16 protein-coding genes are annotated in these 25,500 nt (G+C 74.1%); 11 read left to right on the top strand and 5 right to left on the bottom strand.

Translation table 11 applies throughout. From position 1 onward, the window contains the following. The first annotated feature begins 134 nt into the window (after positions 1 to 134). From LG632_RS13475 to fxsT, 3 genes are all read left to right on the top strand, one after another. Positions 135 to 1,415, top strand: a complete 1,281-nt coding sequence (locus LG632_RS13475) for an FxsB family cyclophane-forming radical SAM/SPASM peptide maturase (RefSeq protein WP_226727264.1) — start codon at positions 135 to 137, stop codon at positions 1,413 to 1,415. After that, a complete protein-coding gene (locus LG632_RS13470; protein WP_226727263.1) occupies positions 1,412 to 2,860 on the top strand; it encodes an aKG-HExxH-type peptide beta-hydroxylase in 1,449 nt (482 codons plus the stop codon). The genes LG632_RS13475 and LG632_RS13470 overlap by 4 nt, the downstream gene beginning before the upstream one ends. A 166-nt stretch (positions 2,861 to 3,026) precedes the next feature. Then, the gene (fxsT, locus tag LG632_RS13465; RefSeq protein WP_226727262.1) at positions 3,027 to 6,140 is read left to right on the top strand and encodes an FxSxx-COOH system tetratricopeptide repeat protein; all 3,114 of its coding nucleotides are present in this window, start codon (positions 3,027 to 3,029) and stop codon (positions 6,138 to 6,140) included. A gap of 135 nt (positions 6,141 to 6,275) precedes the next feature. Here fxsT and LG632_RS13460 read toward each other — a convergent pair whose 3' ends face one another. The 5 genes from LG632_RS13460 to LG632_RS13440 form a co-directional block, all read right to left on the bottom strand. Further along, a complete protein-coding gene (locus tag LG632_RS13460; protein ID WP_226727261.1) occupies positions 6,276 to 10,157 on the bottom strand; it encodes a multifunctional oxoglutarate decarboxylase/oxoglutarate dehydrogenase thiamine pyrophosphate-binding subunit/dihydrolipoyllysine-residue succinyltransferase subunit in 3,882 nt (1,293 codons plus the stop codon). Between the two features lie 258 nt (positions 10,158 to 10,415). Continuing rightward, positions 10,416 to 11,498 (bottom strand): HAMP domain-containing sensor histidine kinase, encoded by a 1,083-nt coding sequence (locus LG632_RS13455; protein ID WP_226727272.1) that lies wholly within the window; start codon positions 11,496 to 11,498, stop codon positions 10,416 to 10,418. A gap of 32 nt (positions 11,499 to 11,530) precedes the next feature. Next, complete coding sequence (locus tag LG632_RS13450; protein WP_226727260.1) at positions 11,531 to 12,271, bottom strand: response regulator transcription factor; 741 nt, start codon at positions 12,269 to 12,271, stop codon at positions 11,531 to 11,533. 59 nt (positions 12,272 to 12,330) lie between these two features. Further along, a complete protein-coding gene (locus LG632_RS13445) occupies positions 12,331 to 13,017 on the bottom strand; it encodes a spermidine synthase family protein (protein WP_226727259.1) in 687 nt (228 codons plus the stop codon). A 111-nt stretch (positions 13,018 to 13,128) separates the two neighbouring features. Next, a complete protein-coding gene (locus LG632_RS13440; RefSeq protein ID WP_226727258.1) occupies positions 13,129 to 13,659 on the bottom strand; it encodes a hypothetical protein in 531 nt (176 codons plus the stop codon). Between the two features lie 67 nt (positions 13,660 to 13,726). Here LG632_RS13440 and LG632_RS13435 point away from each other — a divergent pair, with 67 nt between their 5' ends. The 8 genes from LG632_RS13435 (at position 13,727) to lon (ending at position 25,374) form a co-directional block, all read left to right on the top strand. Then, complete coding sequence (locus tag LG632_RS13435; protein ID WP_226727257.1) at positions 13,727 to 15,184, top strand: glycosyltransferase family protein; 1,458 nt, start codon at positions 13,727 to 13,729, stop codon at positions 15,182 to 15,184. 345 nt (positions 15,185 to 15,529) lie between these two features. Beyond that, on the top strand, positions 15,530 to 16,684 hold the full coding sequence (locus LG632_RS13430; RefSeq protein ID WP_226727256.1) for an ATP-grasp domain-containing protein: 1,155 nt from the start codon (positions 15,530 to 15,532) through the stop codon (positions 16,682 to 16,684). 174 nt (positions 16,685 to 16,858) lie between these two features. Further along, on the top strand, positions 16,859 to 18,100 hold the full coding sequence (locus LG632_RS13425) for a radical SAM protein (protein ID WP_226727255.1): 1,242 nt from the start codon (positions 16,859 to 16,861) through the stop codon (positions 18,098 to 18,100). 21 nt (positions 18,101 to 18,121) lie between these two features. Beyond that, the gene (locus LG632_RS13420; protein ID WP_226727254.1) at positions 18,122 to 19,357 is read left to right on the top strand and encodes an ATP-grasp domain-containing protein; all 1,236 of its coding nucleotides are present in this window, start codon (positions 18,122 to 18,124) and stop codon (positions 19,355 to 19,357) included. Then, complete coding sequence (locus LG632_RS13415) at positions 19,354 to 20,295, top strand: sulfurtransferase (RefSeq protein ID WP_226727253.1); 942 nt, start codon at positions 19,354 to 19,356, stop codon at positions 20,293 to 20,295. The genes LG632_RS13420 and LG632_RS13415 overlap by 4 nt, the downstream gene beginning before the upstream one ends. Further along, complete coding sequence (locus LG632_RS13410) at positions 20,292 to 21,689, top strand: MFS transporter (RefSeq protein WP_226727252.1); 1,398 nt, start codon at positions 20,292 to 20,294, stop codon at positions 21,687 to 21,689. Before LG632_RS13415 ends, LG632_RS13410 begins: the two co-directional genes overlap by 4 nt. Then, positions 21,686 to 22,867 (top strand): cystathionine beta-lyase, encoded by a 1,182-nt coding sequence (metC, locus tag LG632_RS13405; protein ID WP_226727251.1) that lies wholly within the window; start codon positions 21,686 to 21,688, stop codon positions 22,865 to 22,867. Before LG632_RS13410 ends, metC begins: the two co-directional genes overlap by 4 nt. 110 nt (positions 22,868 to 22,977) lie before the next feature. Continuing rightward, positions 22,978 to 25,374, top strand: a complete 2,397-nt coding sequence (gene lon / locus LG632_RS13400) for an endopeptidase La (protein ID WP_226727250.1) — start codon at positions 22,978 to 22,980, stop codon at positions 25,372 to 25,374. The last annotated feature ends 126 nt before the right edge of the window (positions 25,375 to 25,500 follow it).

Raw genomic sequence — 25,500 nt, 5'->3', positions numbered from 1 at the left:
CGCGCCAGGCACCGGAGCAGGTCGGAGCAGGTCGGAGCGGGTCGGGGCAGGCCGGGGGAGGGCAGGGGCTTCGCCGGGTCGGCCGGTGCGGCGGTGGGGCGGGGATCAGGCTGAGAGCAGGCGAGGTTCAGGCGATGAGGGAGACTTCCACGCGCGCCGCCTCCGCGCGCGACGGCGGGCTGACCCTGCACCGCGCCCGGGCCGCCTGGCCGTACGCCGCGCTCGACGTGCCGGCGTTGCGGGCCGCGGGGCACCGGCCCTCGCCGTTGCGGCAGTTCGTGTTCAAGATGCGCAGCCGGTGCAATCTGGCCTGTACGTACTGCTACGTGTACGAGATGGCCGACCGCGGCTGGCGGGAGCAGCCCGGGGCCATGGACGCCGCCACCGTGCGGGCGGCCGCCGAGCGGATCGCCGAGCACGCCGTCGCCCACCGGCTCGACCGCGTCGACGTCGTCCTGCACGGCGGGGAACCGCTGCTGGCCTCCGACGAGGAGCTCGTCCGGCCCGTCCGGGCCGTGCGGCGCGCGCTGCGCCGGCGGGCGTCGGCGGCCACCGTGACCGCCAGCGTGCAGACCAACGGCACCTTGATCACCCCGGCCCGGCTGGACGCGCTCGCCGCCGCCGGGATCCGGGTCGGGGTCAGCCTCGACGGTGGGCTGGAGCGGCACAACCGCGAGCGGGCGGACCACGTCGGGCGCTCCCGCTTCGACGACGCCGTACGGGGGGTGAGGCTGCTGGCCCGGCGTCCGGGGAGCTTCGCCGGGGTGCTCGCCGTCATCGACCTCGACCACGACCCCGTCGAGGTCTACACCTCCCTGGCCGATCTCGGTCCGCCCAGCCTGGGACTGCTGCTGCCGCTGGCCAACTGGAGCAACCCGCCGCCCCCCGGCCGCCGCCCCGCCTCGCGGACCCCCTACGCCGACTGGCTCGTCGCCGTCTTCGAGCAGTGGTGGCACGAGCCGGTGCGGCGGACCCGGATCCGGATCTTCGAGGAGATCATCGCTCTGCTGCTCGGCGTGCCCGCCGCGACCGAGACGCTGGGGGCGGCCCCGGTCACCACCGTGGTCATCGAGACCGACGGGAGCCTGGAGCAGGGCGACTCGCTCAAGTCCGCCTACGACGGGGCCGCCCGGACGGGATGCCATGTCGCCTCCCACTCCTTCGACGAGGTGCTCCAGCACCCCGGGTTCGTCGCCCGGCAGTTGGGCCTTCGCGGGCTCGCCGACGCCTGCCGCGCCTGCGACCTCGTCCGGGTGTGCGGGGGCGGGCACTACCCGCACCGGTACCGGGCCGGCGCCGGGTTCCGGCAGCCGTCCGTCTACTGCGCCGACCTCGACGCCCTCGTCCGGCACGTCGCCGCCGCCCTCGACCGCCAGGTCCGGGCGCACCGGGCCGCCGCCGGGGCGGCCTCGTGACGCGGCCGCAGGCGGCCGTGACCGTCGCCGGGCTGCCGCGGTTCGAGGTGACCGCCGCGACGCTGGGCGAGCTGGCCTCGACCGAGCCGTCCGCCGAAGGCACCCGGCTCGTCCTGGACGTGCGCCGGTCCAAGCGGCTCCTGCTGCTGCGGGCCGTGCTCGACGCCGCCGGCACCGACGCCGCCGTCCGGGCGCACTGGGACCTGCTGGAGGAGGCCGAGCGGAGCGATCCGGCCGCCGTGCACGACGTGCTGCACTACCCGTCCACCGGCGTATGGGCCGAGGAGACCCTGCGCCGGCTGCACGCCCGGCGCGGTCCCGCGCCCGACCTCGGGCATCTGGGGGCGCTCGCGGCGGCCGCCGCGCTGCGGGCCGGGCTGCCGTTCAAGGTCGTGCTGCGGCCCAGCCACGGGCGGCTCGTGCTGCCCACGATCGGTGTGCTGCGGCCGGAGCGGCCCGGCCCGCTCGCGCTCACCGAGGCGTCGTGGGACCCCGAGGACCCGGCGTGCCTGCCGTTGCACCGGCTGCCCGGCGGCTCCCCGTCCCCGTCCGGGACAGCGTCCCCGTCCGGCACAGCGTCCCCGTCCGGGACAGCGTCCGCCTCCGGGACAGCGCCCGCCTCCGGGCCGGTGCCCGCCCCCCGGACAGCCCCCGCGGCCCGGACGGCGCCCCCGGCGGACACGGCCCCCGCCCCCGCCCCCGCCCCCGCGCTCGCCCCCGCCACCGCCCTCGACGACCTCGACCCGTACCGCGCCGCCGCCCGGTCCCCCGTCCAGCCCGCCCGCCGGCTCACCCCGCGCGGGCACAAGCGCTGGGACACCCAGTGGACCGGGGCCCTCACCCTGCTGGAGCGCTACGACACCGCCCGCGCCGAGGAGGTACGGGCGCTGCTGCGCAGCCTCGTGCCGCTCGCCGGAGGGTCCCGGTCGCCGGGGGCCACCCTGCCCGCCGCGCCCGGCTCGGTGCTGGTGCGCGGGCAGGCGCCGCCGGCGCTCGCCGCCACCCTCGTCCACGAGGTGCAGCACGGGAAGCTGGCCGCCCTCGCCGATCTGCTCACCCTCCACACCGCCGACCGCAGCCCGCGGCACTGGGCCCCGTGGCGGACCGACCCCCGGCCGCTGGACGGACTGCTGCACGGGACGTACGCCCATCTGGCGCTGGCCGGGTACTGGCAGCGCGCCGCCCTCTACGGGGCCCGCGGCGCCTGGGCCCAGCACGCCCGCTGCCGCGCCCAGGTGGCCGCCGTGCTGCCCGTGCTGCACGCGCAGGAGCAACTCACCAAGACCGGAAGGCTGTTCGTGGAGGCGATGGTCGCCGCGGAACAGCACATGGACGAACTCCCGCCCCCCGGGGACCAGTACGTCACAGCCCGCCGCGCCGTCGACCGCGAACGCCGGGCCTGGTGCGCGGCACACCCCGAACTCGCCGCGTCCGCACCGGGGTGACCCGCCCCGCGGCGCGGTACCGTGGCAACCCGGCCACGTGCGGCGCGCACCGCCCCGGCCACGTGCCGCGCGCACCACCCCGGTCGCGGGCCGCGCCCACCGCCCGGCCGCGGGCCATGAGCACCACCCGTCCACTTGCCACGAGCGAGCACAGGGAGACGGCCGCATGACCACCAGCCGCCCGGACGCGGGTTCCCGTGACCGTGACCGTGATCGCGACCCCGGTCGCGCCCGTGACCCCGGCGGTCGCGCCCGCGACCCCGGCCGCGAGCGCGACCTCCTGCCGTTCCCTACCTCCCCCTACGGCGCCCCGCCCGCCCCCCGCCGCTTCGTCGTCAGCTACGCCGGCTTCAACCGGCCCTGGGCGGTGTGGATCGCCCACCGCCTGGAGGAGCACGGCCACCGGGTCAGCCTCCAGCGGTGGGACCCCCAGCGCAGCCCCTCGCTCAGCGAGGCCCTGAACGACCTCGCCCGCGGCAACGGCAAGGTGCTGCTGGTGCTCAGCGAGCGCTACTTCTCCGTGGGCACCCACTCCGAGGACGAGTGGAACACCGCCCTGCGGGCGCTCACCGACGCGCACCCCGACCGGTTCGCCGCCGTCAGCCTCACCGACGCCCCGCTGCCCACCGCCGTCGCCGCGCTGGAGCACGCCGACCTGTGGGGGCTGGACGCGTACGAGGCCGAGTACCGGGTGCTGCGCCGGCTGGAGCTGCCCACCGACCGGATCGGCACCGAGACCGGCCGCCGCGGGCCCCGCTTCCCCAACGACCCGCCCGAGATCTGGGGCCGGGTGCCGCGCCGCAACCCCCGCTTCACCGGCCGCAACGACGTCATCGCCACCCTGCGCGAGGCCCTCACCGACGCCCCGCCCGGCGCCTCCACGGTCACCCTGCTCGGGCTCTCCGGCGTGGGCAAGACCCAGGTCGCCACCGAGTACGCGTACCGCTTCTCCTCCGAGTACGACGTCGTGTGGTGGGTGCCCGCCGAGGACCGGCCCACCCTGCGCGAACGCCTCGCCGACCTGGCCCCGGCCCTCGGCCTGCCGCGCGGCGCGGGCAGTTACGGCGAGCAGATCCGGGCGGTCCTCGAAGCGCTGCGGCGCGGCCACCCGTACAACCGCTGGCTGATCGTCTTCGACGGCTGCGACAACCCCGACGACCTCACCGACCTGCTGCCCTCCGGCGCCGGCGACGTGATCATCACCTCGCGCAACCGCGAGTGGGCCTCGCGGCACACCAGCCTGGTCGAGGTCCCCCTCTACGCCCGGCCCGAGTCGGTCACCTTCATCCGCCGCCGGGCCCGCCGGCTCACCCACGACGAGGCCGACCAGCTCGCCGAGGCGCTGGAGGACTACCCCCTCGCCCTCGACCAGACCGCCGGCTGGCTCGCCGACTCGCCGCTGACCGTCGGCGACTACCTGCACCTGCTCCAGCGCCGGCTGGACTCCCGGGAGGCGGTCACCGTTTCCGACGACTACCCGCTGCCCTTCCCCACCGCGCTCGCGATACTCCTCAACAACGTCCGGGAGAACTTCCCCGACGCCCTCGCCCTGCTGCGCCTGTTCGTGTTCTTCGCGCCCGGCCCCGTCCCGCTGCGGCTGCTGCGCGAGTTCCCCGCCGAGGAGGTCCCCGAGGCGCTCGCCGGGCTGATCAACGACCAGATCCGGTGGAACGCCGCCCTGAACAAGCTGGTGCAGTTCTCCGTGGTCCGCCTGGAGTACTCCGACCTGCCCGTGGAGGAGGGCGGCGGCGGGCTGGAGACCGTCCAGCTGCACCGCATGGTCCACGGCATCGTCCGGGAGAACCTCTCCGAGGCGGAGGCCGCGCCGCTGGCCCGCGCCGTACGGCAGGTGCTCGCGGCCGCCGACCCCGGCCGGCCCTCCGACTCCCAGCTGTGGCCGCGCTACGCCGAGCTCATCCCGCACCTGGAGACCGCCGGGGTCCTGAGCAGCTCCAACGCCCGCATCCAGACCTTCTTGCTGCACTGCCTGCGCTATCTGGTGCTGGCCGGCGAGTACCGCACCTGCCTGCGGCTGTGCGAGGAGACCGACCACCACTGGCGCAGCATGCTCGGCGACGACCACGAGAAGGTGCGCGAGCTGAGCTACCAGTACGGCGGAGCCCTGCGCAACCTCGGGCTGTTCCGGCGCGCCGAGACCCTCACCAAGGCCGTCGCCGACCAGGTGCGCGCCGAGCGCGGCGACCGCGACCTGGAGACGCTGCGGGCCACCAGCGCGTACGGCGGCGTGCTGCTGTGCATCGCCAAGTTCGAGCAGGCCCGGCTGCTGTTCGAGGACGGGCTGGCGGCGTACCGGGAACTGCTCGGCGAGGACGACGCCACCACGCTCAACGCGCAGAACAACCTGGCCGCCACCTACCGGCTGCTGGGGCGCTACCAGGAGGCGTACGACCTCGACCTCGACACGCTGCGGCGGCGCGAACGGGTGCTGCGGCCCCAGCACATCTCCACGCTGTCCTCCGGCATCGCCTGCGCGATGGGGCTGCGGCTGATGGGCCGCTACCGCGAGGCGCAGACCCGGCAGGAGCAGGGGCTGCGCCTCAACAGCCAGGTGCTGGGCCTGAACCATCCGCAGACCCTGCGCGCCGAGCACAACCTCGGGATGTGCCTGCGCCGGCTGGGCGACATCCCCGGCGCCGGGCAGCGGCTGCGGACCGTGTGGGAGCGGGCCACGCGGGTGTTCGGGGCGGACTACCCGTGGACGCTGATGGTGGCCTCCGACTTCGCGACGTACCTGCGGGAGTACGGCGACATCGAGGAGGCCCGGCGGATCTCGGAGGACGTGGTCCGGCACTACCAGGCGCAGTTGGGCCTGGCCCACCCGTACAGCATCGGTACGGTCGGCAACCTGGGGCTCGTCCTGCGGGCGCAGGGCGAGCGGGAGGCGGCGCTCAGCCTGTGCGAGCAGGCACTGGTGGGGATGCGGGGGGCGCTCGGGGAGCGGCACCCGTGGACGCTGGGGTGCGCGCTGAACGCGGCCGGGTGCCGGAACTTCACCGAACGGCTGGACGACGCCCTGGAGTTGAGCCGGCAGACGCTGCGGACGGTCGAGCAGGTGCTCGGGGCGGACCACCCGATGGCGCTCAGCGCGCACACCGCGCTGGCGGCGGACCTGCGGGCCAAGCAGCTGATGGAGGAGGCCGCCCGGCACGAGGACCACGCCCTGCGGGCCCTGGCCCGCACCCTGGGCACCCAGCACGTCCACACCATCTCCGCCCGCCAGCGGATCAGGCCCTACTGGGACTTCGAACCGCAGCCGTAGCCGCCGCGAAGGCCGGGACCGGGGCCGGGCCGGAAGCAGGAAGCCGGAAGCAGGAAGCAGGAAGCCGGAAGCAGGAAGCCGGAAGCCCGGCCCCCGCGAAGGGGGGCCGGGCTTCCGGCGTGCAGCGGGTCGGGCCTAGGCCTCGAAGACCTCGTTGATCAGCTGCTGCTGCTCGGCCTGGTGGCGCTTGGCCGAACCGACGGCCGGGGACGAGGAGTGCGGCCGCGAGATGCGGCGCAGGCGCTCGCCCGCGGGGATGTCGGCGCCGACCGCCAGGTCGAGGTGGTCGATCAGGTTGAGCGCGATGAACGGCCAGGCACCCTGGTTCGCCGGCTCCTCCTGGGCCCAGATGTACTTCGCCGCGTTCGGGTACTTGGCGATCTCCGCCTGGAGCTCGGCACCCGGCAGCGGGTACAGGCGCTCGATGCGGATGATGGCCGTGTCCGTGACGCCGCGCTTGACCCGCTCGGCCTCCAGGTCGTAGTAGACCTTGCCCGCGGTGAAGACGACCTTGCGGACGGCGTTCGGGTCCACCGTGGAGTCGCCGATGACCGGGCGGAACGTGCCGCTGGTGAACTCCTCCGCCTTCGACGCCGCGGCCTTCAGACGCAGCATCGACTTCGGGGTGAAGACGATGAGCGGCTTGTGGTGCGGGTTGTGGACCTGCCAGCGCAGCAGGTGGAAGTAGTTCGACGGGAGCGTCGGCATCGCGACCGTCATGTTGTTCTGGGCGCACAGCTGCAGGAAGCGCTCCGGGCGGGCCGAGGAGTGGTCCGGGCCCTGGCCCTCGTAGCCGTGGGGGAGGAGCAGCGTCACACCGCTGGTCTGGCCCCACTTCTGCTCGGCCGAGGAGATGAACTCGTCGACGACGGTCTGCGCGCCGTTGACGAAGTCACCGAACTGCGCCTCCCACAGCACGAGCGCGTCCGGGCGGGCCAGCGAGTAGCCGTACTCGAAGCCCATGGCCGCGTACTCGGAGAGCAGCGAGTCGTAGACGTTGAACCGGGCCTGGTCGTCCGAGAGGTACAGCAGCGGGGTGTAGTCCTCGCCGGTCTCCCGGTCGATGAGGACCGCGTGGCGCTGGCCGAAGGTGCCGCGGCGGGAGTCCTGGCCGGACAGCCGGACCGGGGTGCCCTCCATCAGCAGCGAACCGAAGGCCAGGGTCTCGCCCATGCCCCAGTCGATGGTGCCGTCGTCGATCATCGCCGCGCGGCGCTGCAGCTGCGGCAGCAGACGCGGGTGGACGGTGACGCCCTCGGGGATGCTGACCTGGGACTCGGCGATCCGCTTGACGACCTCGAAGGAGACCGCGGTCTCCACGGCCACCGGGAACTCGCCCGGCTCGGCCGGGACCGGCGCGCCGGCGGCCGGCTGCGCGGAGGCCTCGCGGACCTCGGCGAAGACCTTCTCCAGCTGGCCCTGGAAGTCCTGCAGCGCCTGCTCGGCCTCTTCCAGCGTGATGTCGCCGCGGCCGATGAGGGACTCGGTGTACAGCTTGCGCACCGAGCGCTTCTTGTCGATCAGGTCGTACATCAGCGGCTGCGTGAACGCCGGGTTGTCCGACTCGTTGTGGCCGCGGCGGCGGTAGCAGATGAGGTCGATGACCACGTCCTTGTTGAACGCCTGGCGGAACTCGAACGCCAGCCGCGCGACGCGGACGACGGCCTCGGGGTCGTCGCCGTTGACGTGGAAGATCGGGGCCTCGATCATGCGGGCCACGTCGGTCGCGTACATGGACGAACGCGAGGACTCCGGCGCCGCGGTGAAGCCGACCTGGTTGTTGATGACGACGTGGACCGTGCCGCCGGTGCGGTAGCCGCGCAGCTGCGACATGTTCAGGGTCTCGGCGACGACACCCTGGCCGGCGAAGGCCGCGTCACCGTGCAGGGCGACCGGCAGGACGGTGAAGTCCGTGCCGCCCTTGTTGATGACGTCCTGCTTGGCGCGGGCGACACCCTCCAGGACCGGGTCGACGGCCTCCAGGTGGGAGGGGTTGGCGACCAGCGAGACCTTGATCTGCTCGCCGTCGAGGCCCGTGAAGGTGCCCTCGGCGCCCAGGTGGTACTTCACGTCGCCGGAGCCGTGCATGGACTTCGGGTCGAGGTTGCCCTCGAACTCGCGGAAGATCTGCGCGTACGACTTGCCGACGATGTTCGCCAGGACGTTCAGGCGGCCGCGGTGGGCCATGCCGATGACGACCTCGTCGAGGCGGGCCTCGGCCGCGGAGTCGATGACGGCGTCGAGCAGCGGGATGACGGACTCGCCGCCCTCCAGGGAGAAGCGCTTCTGGCCGACGTACTTCGTCTGCAGGAACGTCTCGAAGGCCTCGGCCGCGTTCAGGCGGCGCAGGATGCGCAGCTGCTCCTCGCGCTCCGGCTTGCTGTGCGGGCGCTCGATGCGGTCCTGGATCCACTTGCGCTGCTTGGGGTCCTGGATGTGCATGAACTCGACGCCGGTGGTGCGGCAGTACGAGTCGCGCAGCACGCCGAGGATGTCGCGCAGCTTCATCATCGACTTGCCGGCGAAGCCGCCGACCGCGAACTCGCGCTCCAGGTCCCACAGGGTGAGGCCGTGCTCGGTGATGTCCAGGTCGGGGTGCTTGCGCTGCTTGTACTCCAGCGGGTCGGTGTCGGCCATGACGTGGCCGCGGACCCGGTAGGAGTGGATCAGCTCGAAGACGCGGGCGGCCTTGGTGACGTCGTCGTCGTGGCTGGCGTCGATGTCCCGCAGCCAGCGCACCGGCTCGTACGGGATGCGCAGCGACTCGAAGACGTCGTCGTAGAAGCCGTCCTCGCCGAGGAGGAGGTTGGCGACGATGCGCAGGAACTCGCCGGAGGCCGCGCCCTGGATGACCCGGTGGTCGTAGGTCGAGGTCAGGGTCATGACCTTGGAGATGCCCAGCTTGTTCAGGGTGTCCTGGGAGGTGCCCTGGAACTCGGCGGGGTAGTCCATGGAGCCGACGCCCATGATGACCGACTGCCCGGGCATCAGGCGGGGCACGGAGTGGACGGTGCCGAGGCCGCCCGGGTTGGTCAGGGAGACCGTGACGCCGGTGAAGTCGTCCATCGTCAGCTTGCCGACGCGGGCGCGGCGGACGATGTCCTCGTAGGCCTGCCAGAAGCCGAAGAAGTCGAGGGTCTCGGCCTTCTTGATGCCGGCGACGACGAGCTGGCGGTCACCGTTGGGCTTGACCAGGTCGATCGCGAGGCCGAAGTTGACGTGGTCCGGCTTGACGAGGGTCGGCTTGCCGTCCTTCTCCGCGTACGACCAGTTCATCGACGGCATGGCCTTGATGGCCCGCACCATCGCGTAGCCGATCAGGTGCGTGAAGGAGATCTTCCCGCCCCGGGCGCGCTTGAGGTGGTTGTTGATGACGATGCGGTTGTCGAACAGCAGCTTCACCGGGACGGCGCGCACGGACGTGGCCGTGGGCATCTCCAGCGAGGCGTTCATGTTCTTGGCGACCGCGGCGGCCGGTCCGCGGAGCGTCACGAGCTCGGGGCCGGCAGGGGCCTCGGTCGCGGGCGCGGACTTCTGAGCCGGGGCGGCGGCGGCCGGAGCGGCGGCCGCAGGGGCAGGCGCGGCCGGTGCGGCGGCCTGGGCCTGGGAGGTGACAGTCACAGCAGGGGCACCAGAGGGAGTGGCAGGAGCAGGGGCAGGAGCTGACACGGATGTGGGCGCGGCGGGCGCGGCCGTGGGGGCCGGTACGGCGGCGCCGGCCGCCCCCGTGGCGGCGGCGTCGGAGACCTGCGGGGCTGCGGCGGTGGTGGCGGCCTGTGCGGAGGCGCCGTCCGTCGTCTGCTTCTCCGTCCGGTCCGGAGCGGCTGCGCCGCCCCCCGGCTTGTAGTCGGCGAAGAAGTCCCACCAGGCGCGATCGACCGAATTCGGGTCCTGGAGGTACTGCTGGTAGATCTCGTCGACGAGCCACTCATTGGCGCCGAAGCCCGAGGCGGGGTTCTTCCCGCCTGCTGTTGCTTCGGTCGTGGTGCTCGGGTTACTCGGGGACTGTGGCGACACGGCGGCAACCGCCCTCTTCCGCTTCACAAGGTATGGACAGCGGGAATAAAGGCTACGCCTCTCAGGCGGTGAGATGCAGACCGGGCGGGACTTACGTCGCGCAGGTCACATCGAACGGCGGGTTTCGCCGGGGGGAATGGCGGGAAACCAGCCTGGTTCGGGTAGCCGGGACCGGGGTTGCGGCCGTATGGCGTCGCACCCCTGACGGATCCCGTGCACGTGTGGCCGAGATCATTTCCTTGTCCTTCGAACCCTACGTCAACCTGCGGCCTGCGGTGTTCCCGGAAGGGTGACGAGGATCCGGCAGCCGCGTGACGATTCGGCCACGCGGATGTCACCGCCGTGCAGCCCGACGGCCCACCGGGCGATCGCCAGGCCCAGCCCGGTGCCCCCGTCGCCGCCCTTGCCGCTGCCGCGGTTGAACCGCTCGAAGACCCGGTGCCACTCCGTCTGCGGGATGCCCGGGCCCTCGTCGAGCACCTCCAGCGTCAGGCTCCCGGGCGCCGCGCCGCCGCGGGCGCGGACGGTGACCCGGCCGTGCGGCGGGCTGTGCTTGACCGCGTTGTCGATCAGGTTGGCCACCACCTGGTGCAGCCGCTCCGCGTCCGCGTGCGCGGTCAGGTCGGAGGGGAAGACGTCCAGGTGCAGATGGACGTCGTTGCGGGTGTGCCCGCCGGACCCGGAGGCCAGCCCCGGCCGGCCGGCCGCCGCCAGCCCCGACTCCTTCAGCACCCCGGACAGGTACGGCCACACCTCGAAGCGCCGGGCCTTCAGCGGGACCACGCCGTTGTCCAGGCGCGACAGGTCCAGCAGCGTCTCCACCAGGCGGCCCAGCCGCTCGGTCTGCTTCAGCATGGTCCGCATGGTCTCGGGGTCGGCGGCCGACACCCCGTCGACCACGTTCTCCAGGACCGCCCGCAGCGCCGCGATGGGCGTGCGGAGCTCGTGCGAGACGTTGGCGACCAGTTCCTTGCGGTGCCGGTCGACCGCCTCCAGGTCGTCCGCCATGAGGTTGATCGTGGCGGCGAGGTCCCCGAGCTCGTCCCGGCGCCCCGCGCCGCGCACCCGCCGGGTGTAGTCGCCGTGCGAGATGGAACGGGCGACGGTGATCATGTCGTCCAGCGGCGCGGTGAGGCTGTGCGCCACGAATTGGGTGATCAGCATCGAGGCGATCACCGAGAAGACCGTGATGAACCGCAGCTCGGTCTCGGTGCGCAGGGCCACCAGCAGCAGTCCGGTCGTGATGAAGACCGAGACCACCACGAGCGTGCCCAGCTTGGTCTTGATCGAGAACGGGGAGAACGGCCGCAGCGGCGGGAACCCCTCGCCCCCGCCGCGCAGCCGCTCCGCCGGCCGGGGCCGGGGCCCGCAGCTCACGGCTGCGCCGGGGTCTCCAGGGCGTAACCCACCCCGTGGACCGTACGGATCCGCTCGGCGCCGATCTTGCGGCGCAAGGCCTTGATGTGGCTGTCCACGGTCCGGGTGCCCGAGGCGTCCGCCCAGTCCCAGACCTCCGCCAGCAGCTGCTCGCGCGAGAGTACCGCCCGGGGGGTCCCGGCCAGGCACACCAGCAGGTCGAACTCGGTCGGCGTCAGGTGCACGTCCTCGGCGTGCACCCGGACGCGGCGCTGCGCGTGGTCGATCTCCAGGTCGCCCAGCCGCAGCGTGGACCCGCGGGGGGCGGTGGCGGCGAGGTTCGCCCGCTCGACCCGGCGCAGCAGCACGTGCACGCGCGCGGCCAGCTCCCGCATGGAGAACGGCTTGGTCATGTAGTCGTCGGCGCCGACGCCGAGACCGACCAGCATGTCGGTCTCGTCGTCACGCGCCGTGAGCATCAGCACCGGGACCGGGCGCTGGGCCTGGACCCGGCGGCAGACCTCCAGGCCGTCGAAGCCCGGCAGCATCACGTCGAGCACCAGCAGCTCCGGCAGCCAGCTCTCCGCGAGCGCGACGGCGGCGGGGCCGTCGGTGGCCACCTGGACCTGGAAGCCCTCTGCTCGCAGCCGGGCGGCGATCGCCTCCGCGATCGTCCGGTCGTCCTCCACGACGAGCACCCGCCGCTGGGCGCCAGGAGTGGCCGCCGCGCCGATCGGTGTGCTGTGTGTCTGTTCCATCGTCCCGCCCCGGTAGTCCAGCGTGATGGGGGCAGCGTAGAGGAGCCACCGGCCTGCGGCTATGAGGGGTTCCGGCCGAGATGGATCACGTCCGGGACACCTCGGGCAACGGGCACCTCTTCGGTGCGTACCGAGCTGAATCCGGCATTCCGCATCGCCTCCTCGAACGCCTCCGACGGCTGCGCCGACCACACCGCCAGCACCCCTCCCGGCCTCAACCGGGCCCGGCAGGAAGCCAGTCCGGCAGGTGAGTAGAGCCCGCGGTTGTCCTCCGTGACCGTCCAGTCGGGACCGTTGTCGATGTCGAGGCAGAGGGCGTCGAAACGCTCCGGACCCTGACGCAGAAATGTGACGAGATCGGTGTGCAGCAGGCTGACGCGGGGGTCGGCGACCGCCGCCGCGGTGAGCTCGCCGAGCGGCCCGCGGCGGTGCCAGTCGATCACGGCCTGCTCACGCTCGGCAACCACGATCCGCCCCCACGCGGGCTGCGCGGCGGCGTGCACGAGCGAGAACCCGACACCGAGCCCGCCGATGAGCAGCGCGGGCCCGGCGGCCCCCGCCGGAGCGGGGTCGAGGGCGCCCAGGGCAGCGTCGACGAGCAGCCGCTCGGACCGCCCGTCGGAGGTGTCCATCAGGAAGCACCCGTTGGCGATGATCTCGAACACGTCTCCCCGCCGCCGGAGGACGACTTCGCCGTACGGCCCCTCCCGGCGCTCGATCGTCACGGACTCGGCATGGCTGTTCACTGGCGGCTCCTCTCGATCATCCGCGAGAACGAACCGAGGAGCCGCGGTGTTCCGCGCGGGCAACCCCCTGACGCGCCGCCCCGGCGCCCCGCCGCCCCGCCCCCCGGCGCCCTACGCCGCGTCGAACGGCGGCAGCGACTGGAGCACCTTCGTCAGCCCGGCCGGCATCACCGCGCCGTCCGCCGCCACCTCGTAGCCCCCGTGCACGAAGGCGTACGTGAACCCGTCGTAGACCGGCTTCTCGCTCAGCACCGTCCGGGGCAGCCGCGGGAAGTCGGCCGCCTTGAGCGCGCCCCGCAGGGCGTCGAGCTCCGCGGCCGACAGCCGCCCCGAGCCCGTCTTCTGCGCCTTCCCGTCCAGCCGGGTCCACGAGCCGTCGGCCTTGACCAGCAGGCTGATCTGCTTGCCGGCGAAGCCACCGCTGCGGGTGACGGTGACCAGGCGCTGGTCGGCGGTCGGTTCGGCGGCGGGCGCGGACGCGGTGGCGGAGGCGGAGGCGGAGGCCGAGGGCGGGGCCCCGGCGGTGGAGGTCCGGTCGTCCGCCGTACCGCTACCGGCACCGGCACCCGCACCGGCGGCGGAACCGGAGCCGCCCCCGCACCCGCCCAGCACCACGGCGCCCAGCACGGCACCGATCACCACGCCCGCCACCCTCGCCCGGCCCTCGCGCACACCCCACCTCCGCGTCGCACTGCCCCGTACCGCGAGTATGGGGGCGCCGCACCCGCACCGGAAGCACCAGGAGGCCGCCATCAGCCGGACCGCGTCCGCCGGCCGGACGGCACCGTGGCGCTGGCTGCCCCCGCTGCTCGCCCTGGCCCTCGGCCTGTGGCGCCTGGACCGCGGCGGCAGCATGTGGCGCGACGAGTCCGTCACGCTCCAGGTGGCCCGCCGTCCCCTGGGCGACCTGGTGGGGCTGCTCGGCCAGGTCGACGCCGTGCACGGCCTCCACTACGCCCTCACCCACGCGCTCCTGCCGCTCGGCGAGGCCCTGGGCCTGCCCGCGCCGGTCGCGCTCCGGCTGCCGTCGGTCCTCGCCACCGCGCTCGCCGCGACCGGGGTCGCCGCGCTCGGCCACCGGCTCGCAGGTCCCCGGGCGGCGCTGGCCGCGGGCGTGGCGTACGCCGTGCTGCCGCCCGTGCAGATGTACGCCCAGGAGGGCCGGTCCTACGCGCTGGTCGCGGCGGCCGTGGTCTGGGCGACGTACGCGCTGCACCGGCGCCGGTGGGTGGCGTACGCCGTGCTGCTGGCGGTGGCGTGCTGGCTGCACGCGTTCGCCGTGCTGGCCGTGCTCGCCCACGCCGTCGCCGGCTGGCGGCTGCGCGCCTGGCGCCGGTGCGCGGCGGCCGTGGTGGCGTGCGCGCTGCCCCTGGCCCTGGTGGGCGCCGGGCAGGCCGACCGGCAGCTGGGCTGGCTGGGGCGGCCCTCGTGGGCCGACTGGGCGGCGTACGCGCTGGTCGCGGGGCTGGCGCTGCTGCTGGCCCGGGACGCCGACCGCGACCTCGTCCGGCTCGCGCTGCCGCTCGTCCTGCTCCCGCCGGGGCTGCTGCTCGCGGTCTCGCTGGTCCGTCCGCTCTACGTCGACCGGTACGTGCTCTACGCCCTGGCGGGGCTCGCGCTGCTGGCGGGGGCACGGGCCCGGCCCCCGGCGCCGGCCCGGCCGCCGGCGCGGGCCCTGCGCCCGGCCGCGGCCCTGGCGGCGGCGCTGGCCCTGGCCGGGGCGCTGGTGCCGTGGTCCTTGTGGCTGCGGACGCCGGACAGCCGCAAGGACGACGCCCTGGCGGTGGCGGCGGCCGTACGGGACCTGGCCCGGCCGGGCGACGCGGTGCTGTTCATGCCGGCCCGGCGCCGCGAGTGGCTGCTGTCCTCGCCCGGGGTGTACGACGGCCTGACCGACCTCGCGCTCGCGGCGACGCCCACCGCCTCCCGCACCCTGCAGGGCACCGAACTGCCCTCGGACCGGCTCCGCGCCCGGCTGACCGAGGCCCCGCGCGTCCTGGCCCTGATGGACCCGGCGGACCAGCCGCTGGACGCGTTCCCCCGCGAGGCGGTCAAGCGCCAGACCCTGGCCGTCTTCTTCGACCTGTGCGAGGTCCGCGCGGTCCACGGGGCGCGGGTGGCCCTGTACGCCAGGCCGGGCGAGTGCCCCTCGGGGGAGATCGGCTAACCCCGTTCCCGGCCGATTCCCGTGCCGCGGCGCGGAGTTCCGGACTCTTGGCCGGAATCAGCCGACCCACATCACGCCGTCCTGCGGTTTTGTGAACGGAGTGTGTCGCGGGCATCGGAATTCTGTCCGGAAACGCATGGCTGCCCGGCCTTGAGCGGGAGCCGCGCGCGGCTGGTCCCCGAGGCCCACCGACCCTCGAACAGGCCTTGAGCGGAGCGGGTTCGGCGCAGGTCAGGGGCCGTTTGGGCGGTGGATACCGGTCGGACGGCCGACTGTTGACAGCCGTGATCACGCTTGCGATGTTGTGGCCCCTGCCCCGCGCCGACCGGACGAAAGGACCCGCTCGTGACGCTCGTGATCGTCGGCGCCAACCCGACCGTGGCCCGGGAGGCCGCGCGCCTGCCCGGCGAGCTGGTGCACGTCCAGCTGCCCGGCGCCGCCGCCCTCGGCCCGGACGACCGCGTCCTGACCTGCGATTTCCTGGACAGGTCGGCCTTCCTCGCCTTCACCGACGAGGTGCTGCGGCCGCTGGCCCCCACGGCGGTGGTCTCGCTCACCGAGCTCGGCCTGGAGCCGGCCGCCGTCGCGGCCCGCCACCTGGGCGTCGTCGGCGTGGACCCCGAGGTGGTCCGGGCCACCCGGGACAAGCTGGCGATGCGGCGCGTCCTGGAGCGCAAGGCCCCGCACCTGAACCCGGCGTTCGCGCCGGGCGACGACGCGGAGGCGGTCGCGCGGCTGTTCGCCGCGCACGGGCGGGTCGTGGCCAAGCCCGTCGACGGGTCCGGCAGCACCGCCATCGCGCTGCTGGAGGGCCCGGACGAGCTCCCGGCGGAGCGGCGTACGGCCGCCACCTTGCTGGAGCAGTTCGCCGAGGGGCAGGAGTTCAGCGTCGAGGCCCTCTCCGCCGGCGGCCGGCACACCGTCCTCGGCATCGCCCAGAAGGGCACCACGGGCGCGTTCATCGAGGTCAGCCACGTCATGCCGCCGCCGGCGCTGGACCGGCGCCGGCAGGAGCTCGTGGCCCGCGCGGTCGAGGAGCTCCTCGACGCCGTCGGCGTGACCGACGGGCCGAGCCACACCGAGGTCATGGTCGACGGCGACAAGGTCGTCGTGATCGAGACCCACACCCGGCTGGGCGGCGACGGCATCGCCGACCTGGTCCGCCTCACCACCGGGGTCGCCTGGCGCGAGGCGGCCCTCGGCTGGGCCGTCGGCGCCCCGGTGCGCCGGGAGCCGGTCACGGCCGCGGCCGCCGCGACCGTCTTCCTCACCGCGGCGCCCGGCCGGGTCACGGCCGTCGCGCCGCCGCCCGTCCTGACCCGCGGGCACCTGCACGCCTGGGACGTCTCCGTCCTCCCCGGGGACGTGGTGCACCCGCTGCGCTCCTCGTCGGACCGCCTGGGCATGGCCGTCGTGACGGCGGCCGACACCGACGCCTGCGTGGCGGCGGTGGCCGAGCTGACCGCGATCCCGGTGGTCACCACCGAGCCCGCGCCCTGACCGGCGCACCCCACCGTTCCGCCGGTTCCGCCGGTTCTGCCCGTTCCCACCGCGGGGCCGCCGCGGGCTGCTCGTAGTCCGTCCGCGGCCCGCCCCGCGGCCCTGACCCGACCTCACTTCTCATCGCACTTCTCACCGCAGTTCTCATCGCACGACTCACCGCACGGGGGATCGATGTCTGTCCAGAACGCTCCGATTTCGTACGATTTCCACGGGGATGAGCCCTTCTCGACGCCGTTCAAGGACATCCGGCCCGAGGACATCCACATCTACCTCGACCTGGACACCAAGGTCGGCAAGAACACCTGCGGCCAGAAGTGCACGCACTGCTGGTTCGTCAACTACGAGAAGGTCTACGACAAGTCGTTCGCCATGGAGGAGGGCCCGCGGATCCTCGCCGGGCTCAAGGAGCACGGCTACCAGGTCTACCCGCGCTACGTGGACAGCTTCGCGTACGACGGCGCGTTCATGCGGATGTACGGCCCCGCCAACAACCGCGAGTTCCGCCAGGAGTCCGACCACAAGCCCACCGAGACCATGGAGAAGGGCGACGCCTGGACCAGCGGCCGCCCGCTGCTCGCCGACAACTGGCGCGAGCTGCTCGACCTGGCCGCCGAGAACGGCTACGGCACCGTCTCCATCACCTACCACGGGCTGATCGACGAGGACCTGAACGTCGTCGACCACTCCGCGTATCCGATCAAGGGCGTGTTCAGCGGCGCCGACACCGAGGAGGTGCTGCGCCGCATCGCCGCCTACAACGAGACCGCCGCCCCCGGCAGCACGTTCCGCGTGAACATAGGCGTGACCATCGGCCGCCACAACCACGGCCGGACCTCCCTGGAGCGCTACGCCCACTACTTCAACAAGCTGGGCGTCGCCACCGTCCGCTTCAACAACTTCACCGACCACGGCGGCCGCCACCCCGAGCTGCGCCTGGACCGCTCCGAGATCGAGCAGGCGTACCGCGACTTCAAGTGGATCCACGAGAACATCGAGCTCGGCTTCCAGCTCGGCGTCAGCGAGGACTTCGGCACCTTCGGCATCAAGGCCATGGGCTTCCCCGGCCACGTCGGCTGGTGCCGGGCGGGCCGCCAGCTGTTCGCCGCGATCCCGGCCGCGGAGGAGGTCCTCTCGGACGACGCCGCGGGACGCCGCGAGAAGATCGGCGACATCGTCGGCTGCGTCAACACCTTCGAGCCCCACCTCGGCATCCTCGTGCGCACCGTGACCGGCGCGGGCACCTCGTACGACATGGAGTTCGACCACGACGCCATCGAGGAGTTCACCACCAAGCGGCTGTCGGGCGCCTACCAGGACGGCTGCTTCGCCACCGAGCTGTCCGAGGAGCTCGGGCTCGTCTCCCGGGTCCCCGCGCGGCGCCGGCTGCCGCTCCTCGTCGACTCCCAGGCCTGAGCGGAAGGCGGCACCCCGGTCATGCGCCACATCCTCGTCTTCGCCAAGACGCCCCACGCCCGGACCCCGTACGACCAGTGGCTGGCCGGTTCGGGGATCGTCCCGGTCGTCGTCACCCCGACGGAGTACGCGGCGGGCTACGCCCACCTGCCGCACGTCCACGCCTTCGACGACTACGACACCAACCAGCTCGTCGACAAGACCGCGCTGCGGCTGGCGCGGGAGTTCCGCGTCGAGGCCGTCTTCGCCCGCGCCGAGGCGGACGTCCTGCGCGCCGCCCAGCTGCGCGACCTGCTGGACCTGCCCGGCCAGCGCACCGAAAGCGCCCTCGCCTTCCGGGACAAGGTGGTCATGAAGGACCACCTGGCGGGCGGACCGGTCGAGGTACCGGCCTACCGGCGGCTCGACTCCGCCTACGACGCGCTGGAGTTCGTGGCCGAACACGGCTACCCGGTGGTCGTCAAGCCGGTCTCGGAGTCCGGCTCGCTCGGCACCGCCGTCATCCGGGACGAGGCCGCCCTGGACTCCTACCTGGCCCGCCCCTGGCGCGGGGTCAGCGAGATCGAGACGTTCGTGCCCGGGCAGATGTACCACGTGGACGGGCTCGTGGTGGGCGGCGAGGTGGTCTTCGTCCACCCGTTCCGCTACCTCAACGACTGCCTGTCCTTCCGCGACAACGACTGGGTCGCCAGCCTGCCGGTCGCCCCGCAGGACCCGGCGCACGACCGGCTGGTCAAGGCCGCCCGGGCGGTCCTGGCGGAGCTGCCGACGCCCCGCGGGACCGCGTTCCACGCCGAGTTCTGGATCACCCCGGACGACCGGCTGGTGTTCTGCGAGATCGCCAGCCGGACCGGCGGCGGCATGATCAGCCCGATGGTCCGGCACGCCTTCGGCATCGACCTGGACAAGGAGTGGCTGTACGCGGAGTGCGGCCTGCCCGGCGGCGTCGGCGCCGACCCGCTGTCCGCCCCGCCCTACCGCCCCGCCGGGGAACTGAACATCCCGCCCCTCAACGGGGTCCTGGAGGCGCTGCCGGACCCCGGCACCGAACCGGACTGCGTGCTGGAGGCCGTCCACACCGGGCAGGCCGGGCAGGAGTTCCACGGCGGGGTGAAGTCCGGGCTGTTCCTGTCCGGTTACGTGGTCGGCGGCGAGACGGAGGAGGATGTGGCCGCCCGACTCGAACACGTGGCGCGCTGGTTCTCCGAGCACACCCGGTGGCGGCCCGCCGCGCAGCCCTCCGGAGGTGCCTCATGACCACGCCCCCCACCCCTGCCCCGGCCGCCGCCGGCCTCGACCTGCCCTCCGGCCCGTCCGCCGGCCCCGACCTGCCCTCCGGCCCGTCCGCCGGCCCCGACCTGCCCTCCGGCCCGCTCGTCGGCGCCGACTGGCTGGCCGCCCGGCTCGGCACCCCCGGGCTGGTCCTCTTCGACGCCTCCGTCGGGGAGCACCGCGGCGCCCCCCGCCGCATCCCCGGGGCGCGTCCCTTCGACCTCGACGGGGAGCTGTCCGACCACGACGCCGCCCTGCCGCACACCATGCCGGGCCCGGAGGCGTTCACCGAGGCCCTGCGCGCCCTCGGCGTGGACGACACCAGCACGGTCGTCGTCTACGACGGCGCCGGCATCTACTCCAGCGCCCGCGCCTGGTGGATGCTGCGCGCCATGGGCTTCGACCGGGCCGCCGTCCTGGACGGCGGCCTGCCGGCCTGGGCCGCGGCCGGCCTGCCCGTCGAGGAGACGCCCGCCGCGTACGAGGGGCCGCGCGGCGGCTTCACCGCCCGGCCCCGCCCCGGCCTGATCGTGGACAGCGCGGCGGTGACGGCGGCCCTCGCCGACCCCGAGGCGCTCGTCCTCGACGCCCGCACCCGCGGCCGCTTCGCGGGCACCGCCCCCGAGCCGCGGCCCGGCCTGCGCGGCGGGCACATGCCCGGCGCGGCGAACCTGCCCTTCGGCGAGCTCCAGCGCGACGGGCTGATGCGTCCGCGGGCCGAGCTGCGCGCCGCCTTCGACGCGCTCGCGGCGGGCCGCCGGCGGCTGTACTTCAGCTGCGGCTCGGGCGTCACGGCCTGCGTGCTCGCCCTCGGCGCGGATCTCGCCGGCTACCGCGACCTCGCCGTGTACGACGGCTCCTGGAGCGAGTGGGGCCTGCCCTCGCAGCTGCCCGTCGCCAGCGGCGAAGGCGGCTCGCCGTGACGGCGGCCCGCGGGGCGGCCGCCAAGTGGCGGACCTTCACCGGGCTGTCGCCGAGCCTGAAGGCCCTGATCGGGCTGTCGTTCGTGGTCGCCCTCGGCAGCTACATGGTCACCCCGTTCATCGGGGTACTCATGGTCGAGGCCGTCGGCCTGGACGTCCGGGTCGCCGGGGTGCTCGTGGCCGTGGCCACGTTCATCCAGTTCGGCGGCAGCATGCTCGGCGGCCCGGTGGCCGGCCGGCTCGGTCTGAAGCGGACCATGGTGCTCGCCCTGGCCCTGCGGACGGCCGGGCTGCTGCTGCTGGGGCTGGCGGTCTCGGTGCCCTGGGTGGCGTACCCGGCGGTGGTGCTCGTCGCCGGGGGGCCCGCCCTCTACCTGCCCGCCAACAAGGCGTACATCGTCACCGGCGTCTCCGACGAGCTGCGCCCGCTCTTCCTCGGGGTCAGCAGCGCCGCGCTCAACGCCGGCATGGGTCTGGGGCCGCTGCTCGCCGCCCTGCTGATCGACGTCGCCCCGGTGTGGCTGCTGACCTGCCTCGCGGTGCTGTTCGCGCTGATCACCCTCGCCCACCAGCTGACCCTGAAGCCGCTCGCGGCGCGGCCCGCCTCGGCGGCGGGCAAGGGCGCGAGGGGCCCGGCCGGCGGGCAGGGCGCCGCGGCTGGCGGGCAGGGCGCCGGCGGCGGCGCCCGGGCGGCGCTGCGCCAGGCGCTGCGGCCCGTGCTGTTCACGGCCCTGGCCTTCTACCTCTACTTCTTCTTCCAGAGCTTCATGGGCCTGTACGCGGCCGGCGTGTCCAACATCCGCGTGCTCGGCTGGGTGATGCTGCTCAACTGCGCACTGGTCGTACTGCTCCAGCCGGCGCTGGCCGACCGGATCGCCAAGGCGGACTACCGGCGGCTGCTGGTCGGCTCGTTCGCGCTGATGGCGGCCGGCACCGGCGTCATGGCGCTGGGCCACAGCGCCGCGCTGCTGGGCGGCACCGCGCTGTTCACGCTCGGCGAGATCTTCCTCTTCCTGCGGTGCGACCTGGAGCTGGTGGAGCGGGTGCCCGGCAACCCGGCCTTCGCCTTCGGCGTGCAGCGGCTGACGGCGGGTCTCGGCGGCATGCTGGCCGGGCTGGTCGGCGGTTTCGTGTTCGCGCACTACCAGGCGGCGCAGCGGCTCGACGCGTTCTGGGTCTTCGTGGCCGTGCAGTGCGCGGCGGCCGGCGTCGTCGCACTCGTGCTGGGCGGCGGCCGGAGCCGTAAGCCCGCGCCGGACGCCGCCGCGCCCGCGGCGCCCGCCGAATCGGCCGCGTCCGCCGGACCGGCCGCGCCCGCCGCACCGGCCGCGCCCGCCGCACCGGCCGCACCGGATGCGTCGTCCGCGGTGAGCACGGCGGAGGCGGCCCGATGAGCGGGACCGAGCGCGAGACCCGCTTCGTGCACGCCGCCTCCGACCCCCGGCGGCAGGGCGGGTACGTCAACCCGCCGGTCCACCGCGCCTCCACCGTGCTGTACGAGAGCACGGCCGCGATGGACGCCTCCCAGGCCGACCCCCTCAAGCGCCGGATGCCCGTGTACGGCCGGTTCGGCACCCCCACCGCCCGGGCGTTCGAGGAGGCGGTGGCCGAGCTGGAGGACGGGTACGCGGCCGTGGCCACCTGCTCGGGCCTGTCCGCGATCACCACGGCGGTCCTGGCCTACGTACGCTCCGGCGACCACCTCCTGGTGACCGACTCCGCCTATCTGCCGACCCGGAAGTTCTGCGACTCGCTGGCCGCACTGGGGGTGCGGACGGAGTACTACGACCCGCGCACCGACGGCGCCGGGATCGCCGCCCTGATCCGCCCGGAGACCCGGCTGCTCCTGCTGGAGTCGCCGGGCTCGACCACCTTCGAGGTGCAGGACGTCCCGGCGATCACCGCGGTCTGCCGGGCCCGCGGTGTCGTCACCGTGGCGGACAACACCTGGGCCACGCCCGCCTTCTGCCGCCCGCTGGCACTCGGCGCCGACGTGGTCGTCCACTCCGCGACCAAGTACCTCACCGGCCACGCGGACAGCATCCTCGGCGTGATCGTCGGCACGGCGGACACCTTCCCCGTCGTGCGGGCCGCCGCGATCCGCCTCGGCCAGTGCGCCGGGGCCGACGAGCTGTACCTGGGCGTGCGCGGGGTGCGCACGCTGCACGTGCGGATGGCATGGCACCAGATCCAGGCCATGGAGATGGCCCGCTGGCTCGGCAAGCAGGAGGGCGTGGCGGCGGTGCTCCACCCGGCGCTGCCGGAGGACCCCGGGCACGCGCTGTGGCAGCGCGACTTCACGGGCGCGGCCGGACCGTTCGGGGTGGAACTCGAACGGGGTTTCACCAAGGCGGACGTGGACGCCCTGCTCGACCGGCTCCGCGTCTTCGGCCTCGGCCACAGCTACGGCGGCTACGAGTCCCTGATCGTCCCGGCCGACCCCGTCTCGCACCGCCTGCCGGGCACCTGGCACGACCGCGGCCCGCTGCTGCGCGTGCACGTCGGCTTCGAGGGCCTGGACGACCTGAAGGAGGACCTGACGAACGGTCTCCTGGCCCTGACGGGCCACTGACGGACCCCTCCCCGCTGCCGTTCGCCCACGGCGAACGGCAGTTGGGGAACACCAGCGGGCGCAGAAGCATTGAGTCGGCGTAGCTCAACTTCACTGCCGGAAGGAAGATCATGGCTTCGACGTCCGTAACGCTCACCCTGCCCGTGCTGCCGCTCGACGACGAGGTCGTGCTGCCCGGCATGGTGGTACCGCTGGACCTGTCCGACGCCGAGGTGCGCGCAGCCGTCGAGGCCGCGCAGGCGGCGGGCGGCAGCGGGAAGCCCCGGGTGCTGCTCGTGCCGCGCATCGACGGGAAGTACGCCGCGACGGGTGTGCTCGGGACCGTCGAGCAGGTCGGGCGGCTCTCCGGCGGTGACCCGGGCGCGCTGATCCGCGGCGTCGGGCGCGTCCGCATCGGCTCCGGGACGACCGGGCCGGGCGCCGCCCTGTGGGTCGAGGGCGAGACCGTCACCGAGCACGAGCCCGACCCGCTGCCGGGCGCGGTGACCGAGCTGGTCAGCGAGTACAAGGCGCTGGCCACCAACTGGCTGAAGAAGCGCGGCGCCTGGCAGGTCGTCGACCGGGTGCAGGGCATCAAGGGCGTCTCCGCGCTCGCCGACAACTCCGGCTACTCGCCCTTCCTGACCACCGCCCAGAAGGTCGAGCTGCTGGAGACCGCCGACCCGGTCGCCCGCCTCCGGCTCGCCGTGAAGTGGCTCAGCGACCACCTGGCCGAGCAGGACGTCGCCGAGTCCATCGCCAAGGACGTCCAGGAGGGCGTGGACAAGCAGCAGCGCGAGTTCCTGCTGCGCCGTCAGCTGGAGGCCGTCCGCAAGGAACTGCGCGAGCTCAACGGCGAGAAGGAGGGCGAGGAGTCCGACGACTACCGCGCCCGCGTCGAGGCCGCCGACCTGCCGGAGAAGGTGCGCGAGGCCGCCCTGAAGGAGGTCGACAAGCTGGAGCGCTCCAGCGACCAGTCGCCCGAGGGCTCCTGGATCCGCACCTGGCTCGACACGGTCCTGGAGCTTCCGTGGAACGAGCGCACCGAGGACGCCTACGACATCCGCGGCGCCCGGGCCGTGCTGGACGCCGAGCACGCCGGGCTGAACGACGTCAAGGAACGCATCACCGAGTACCTGGCCGTCCGCAAGCGGCGCTCCGACCGCGGCATGGGCCTGGTCGGCGGCCGGCGCGGCGGCGCCGTGCTGGCGCTGGTCGGCCCGCCCGGAGTCGGCAAGACGAGCCTGGGCGAGTCGGTGGCGCACGCCATGGGCCGCAAGTTCGTGCGTGTCGCCCTCGGCGGCGTGCGGGACGAGGCGGAGGTGCGCGGGCACCGGCGCACGTACGTCGGCGCGCTGCCCGGGCGGATCGTACGGGCGATCAAGGAGGCCGGGTCGATGAACCCGGTGGTCCTGCTCGACGAGATCGACAAGGTGGGCTCCGACTTCCGCGGCGACCCGGCCGCGGCCCTGCTGGAGGTCCTGGACCCGGCGCAGAACCACACCTTCCGCGACCACTACCTGGAGGTCGAGCTCGACCTCAGCGACGTGGTCTTCCTCGCCACGGCCAACGTCCTGGAGGCCATCCCCGAGGCGCTCGCCGACCGCATGGACATCGTCCGGCTCGACGGCTACACGGAGGACGAGAAGGTCGTCATCGCCCGCGACCACCTGCTGCCGCGCCAGCTGGAGCGGGCCGGGCTGGACGCCGAGGAGGTGGCGCTGGCCGAGGACGCGCTGCGCAAGCTGGCGGGCGAGTACACCCGCGAGGCCGGCGTGCGCAACCTGGAGCGGGCGCTGGCGCGGCTGCTGCGCAAGGTCGCCTCGCAGCACGAGCTCGGCGAGCGGGAGCTGCCCGTCACCGTGGGCGCGGGCGACCTGCGGGAGCTGCTGGGGCGGCCGCACCACGTGCCGGAGTCCGCGCAGGACCCGGCGGAGCGGCGTACGGCGGTGCCCGGCGTGGCGACCGGCCTCGCGGTGACCGGCGCGGGCGGCGACGTGCTGTTCGTGGAGGCCTCGCTCGCCGACCCGGAGACCGGCGCGGCCGGGCTCACGCTCACCGGCCAGCTGGGCGACGTGATGAAGGAGTCGGCGCAGATCGCGCTGAGCTTCCTGCGCTCGCACGGCGCGGAGCTGGAGCTCCCGGTCGCCGACCTCAAGGACCGGGGCGTGCACATCCACTTCCCGGCGGGCGCCGTGCCCAAGGACGGCCCGAGCGCGGGCATCACCATGACCACGGCCCTGGCCTCGCTGCTGTCCGGGCGGCAGGTCCGCACGGACGTGGCGATGACCGGCGAGGTCTCGCTGACCGGGCGGGTGCTGCCGATCGGCGGCGTCAAGCAGAAGCTGCTGGCCGCGCACCGGGCCGGGCTGACCACCGTGATCATCCCCAAGCGGAACGAGGCCGACCTCGACGACGTCCCGGCCGAGGTGCTGGAGGGGCTCCAGGTGCACCCGGTCACCGACGTACGGCAGGTGCTGGAGCTGGCCCTGAGCGAGGCGGAGGCGGTGGTGCCGGCCGCCGCGTGACCAGGTGGGCCGGCCCGGGCGCGACGGGGCGTGACCGGGCCGGCGGGCCGGCGGGCCTCCCATCCCCTCCGCCCCGCGCCTTCGCGGCCGCCGCCGAGGCGGAGCCGGAGCCGCAGCCCGAACTCG

This window comes from Streptomyces antimicrobicus (assembly GCF_020532625.1).
Taxonomy (GTDB): Bacteria; Actinomycetota; Actinomycetes; order Streptomycetales; family Streptomycetaceae; genus Streptomyces; species Streptomyces antimicrobicus.
This window is presented reverse-complemented; position numbering and strand designations above follow the sequence as displayed.

Bases quoted from the DNA above. Each gene is read 5' to 3' on its own strand.
- LG632_RS13475 (WP_226727264.1), top strand. From the start codon at position 135: ATGAGGGAGACTTCCACGCGCGCCGCCTCCGCGCGCGACGGCGGGCTG.
- fxsT (WP_226727262.1), top strand. From the start codon at position 3,027: ATGACCACCAGCCGCCCGGACGCGGGTTCCCGTGACCGTGACCGTGAT.
- LG632_RS13450 (WP_226727260.1), bottom strand. From the start codon at position 12,271: ATGGAACAGACACACAGCACACCGATCGGCGCGGCGGCCACTCCTGGC.
- LG632_RS13435 (WP_226727257.1), top strand. From the start codon at position 13,727: ATGGGGGCGCCGCACCCGCACCGGAAGCACCAGGAGGCCGCCATCAGC.
- LG632_RS13425 (WP_226727255.1), top strand. From the start codon at position 16,859: ATGTCTGTCCAGAACGCTCCGATTTCGTACGATTTCCACGGGGATGAG.
- LG632_RS13420 (WP_226727254.1), top strand. From the start codon at position 18,122: ATGCGCCACATCCTCGTCTTCGCCAAGACGCCCCACGCCCGGACCCCG.
- LG632_RS13415 (WP_226727253.1), top strand. From the start codon at position 19,354: ATGACCACGCCCCCCACCCCTGCCCCGGCCGCCGCCGGCCTCGACCTG.
- metC (WP_226727251.1), top strand. From the start codon at position 21,686: ATGAGCGGGACCGAGCGCGAGACCCGCTTCGTGCACGCCGCCTCCGAC.
- lon (WP_226727250.1), top strand. From the start codon at position 22,978: ATGGCTTCGACGTCCGTAACGCTCACCCTGCCCGTGCTGCCGCTCGAC.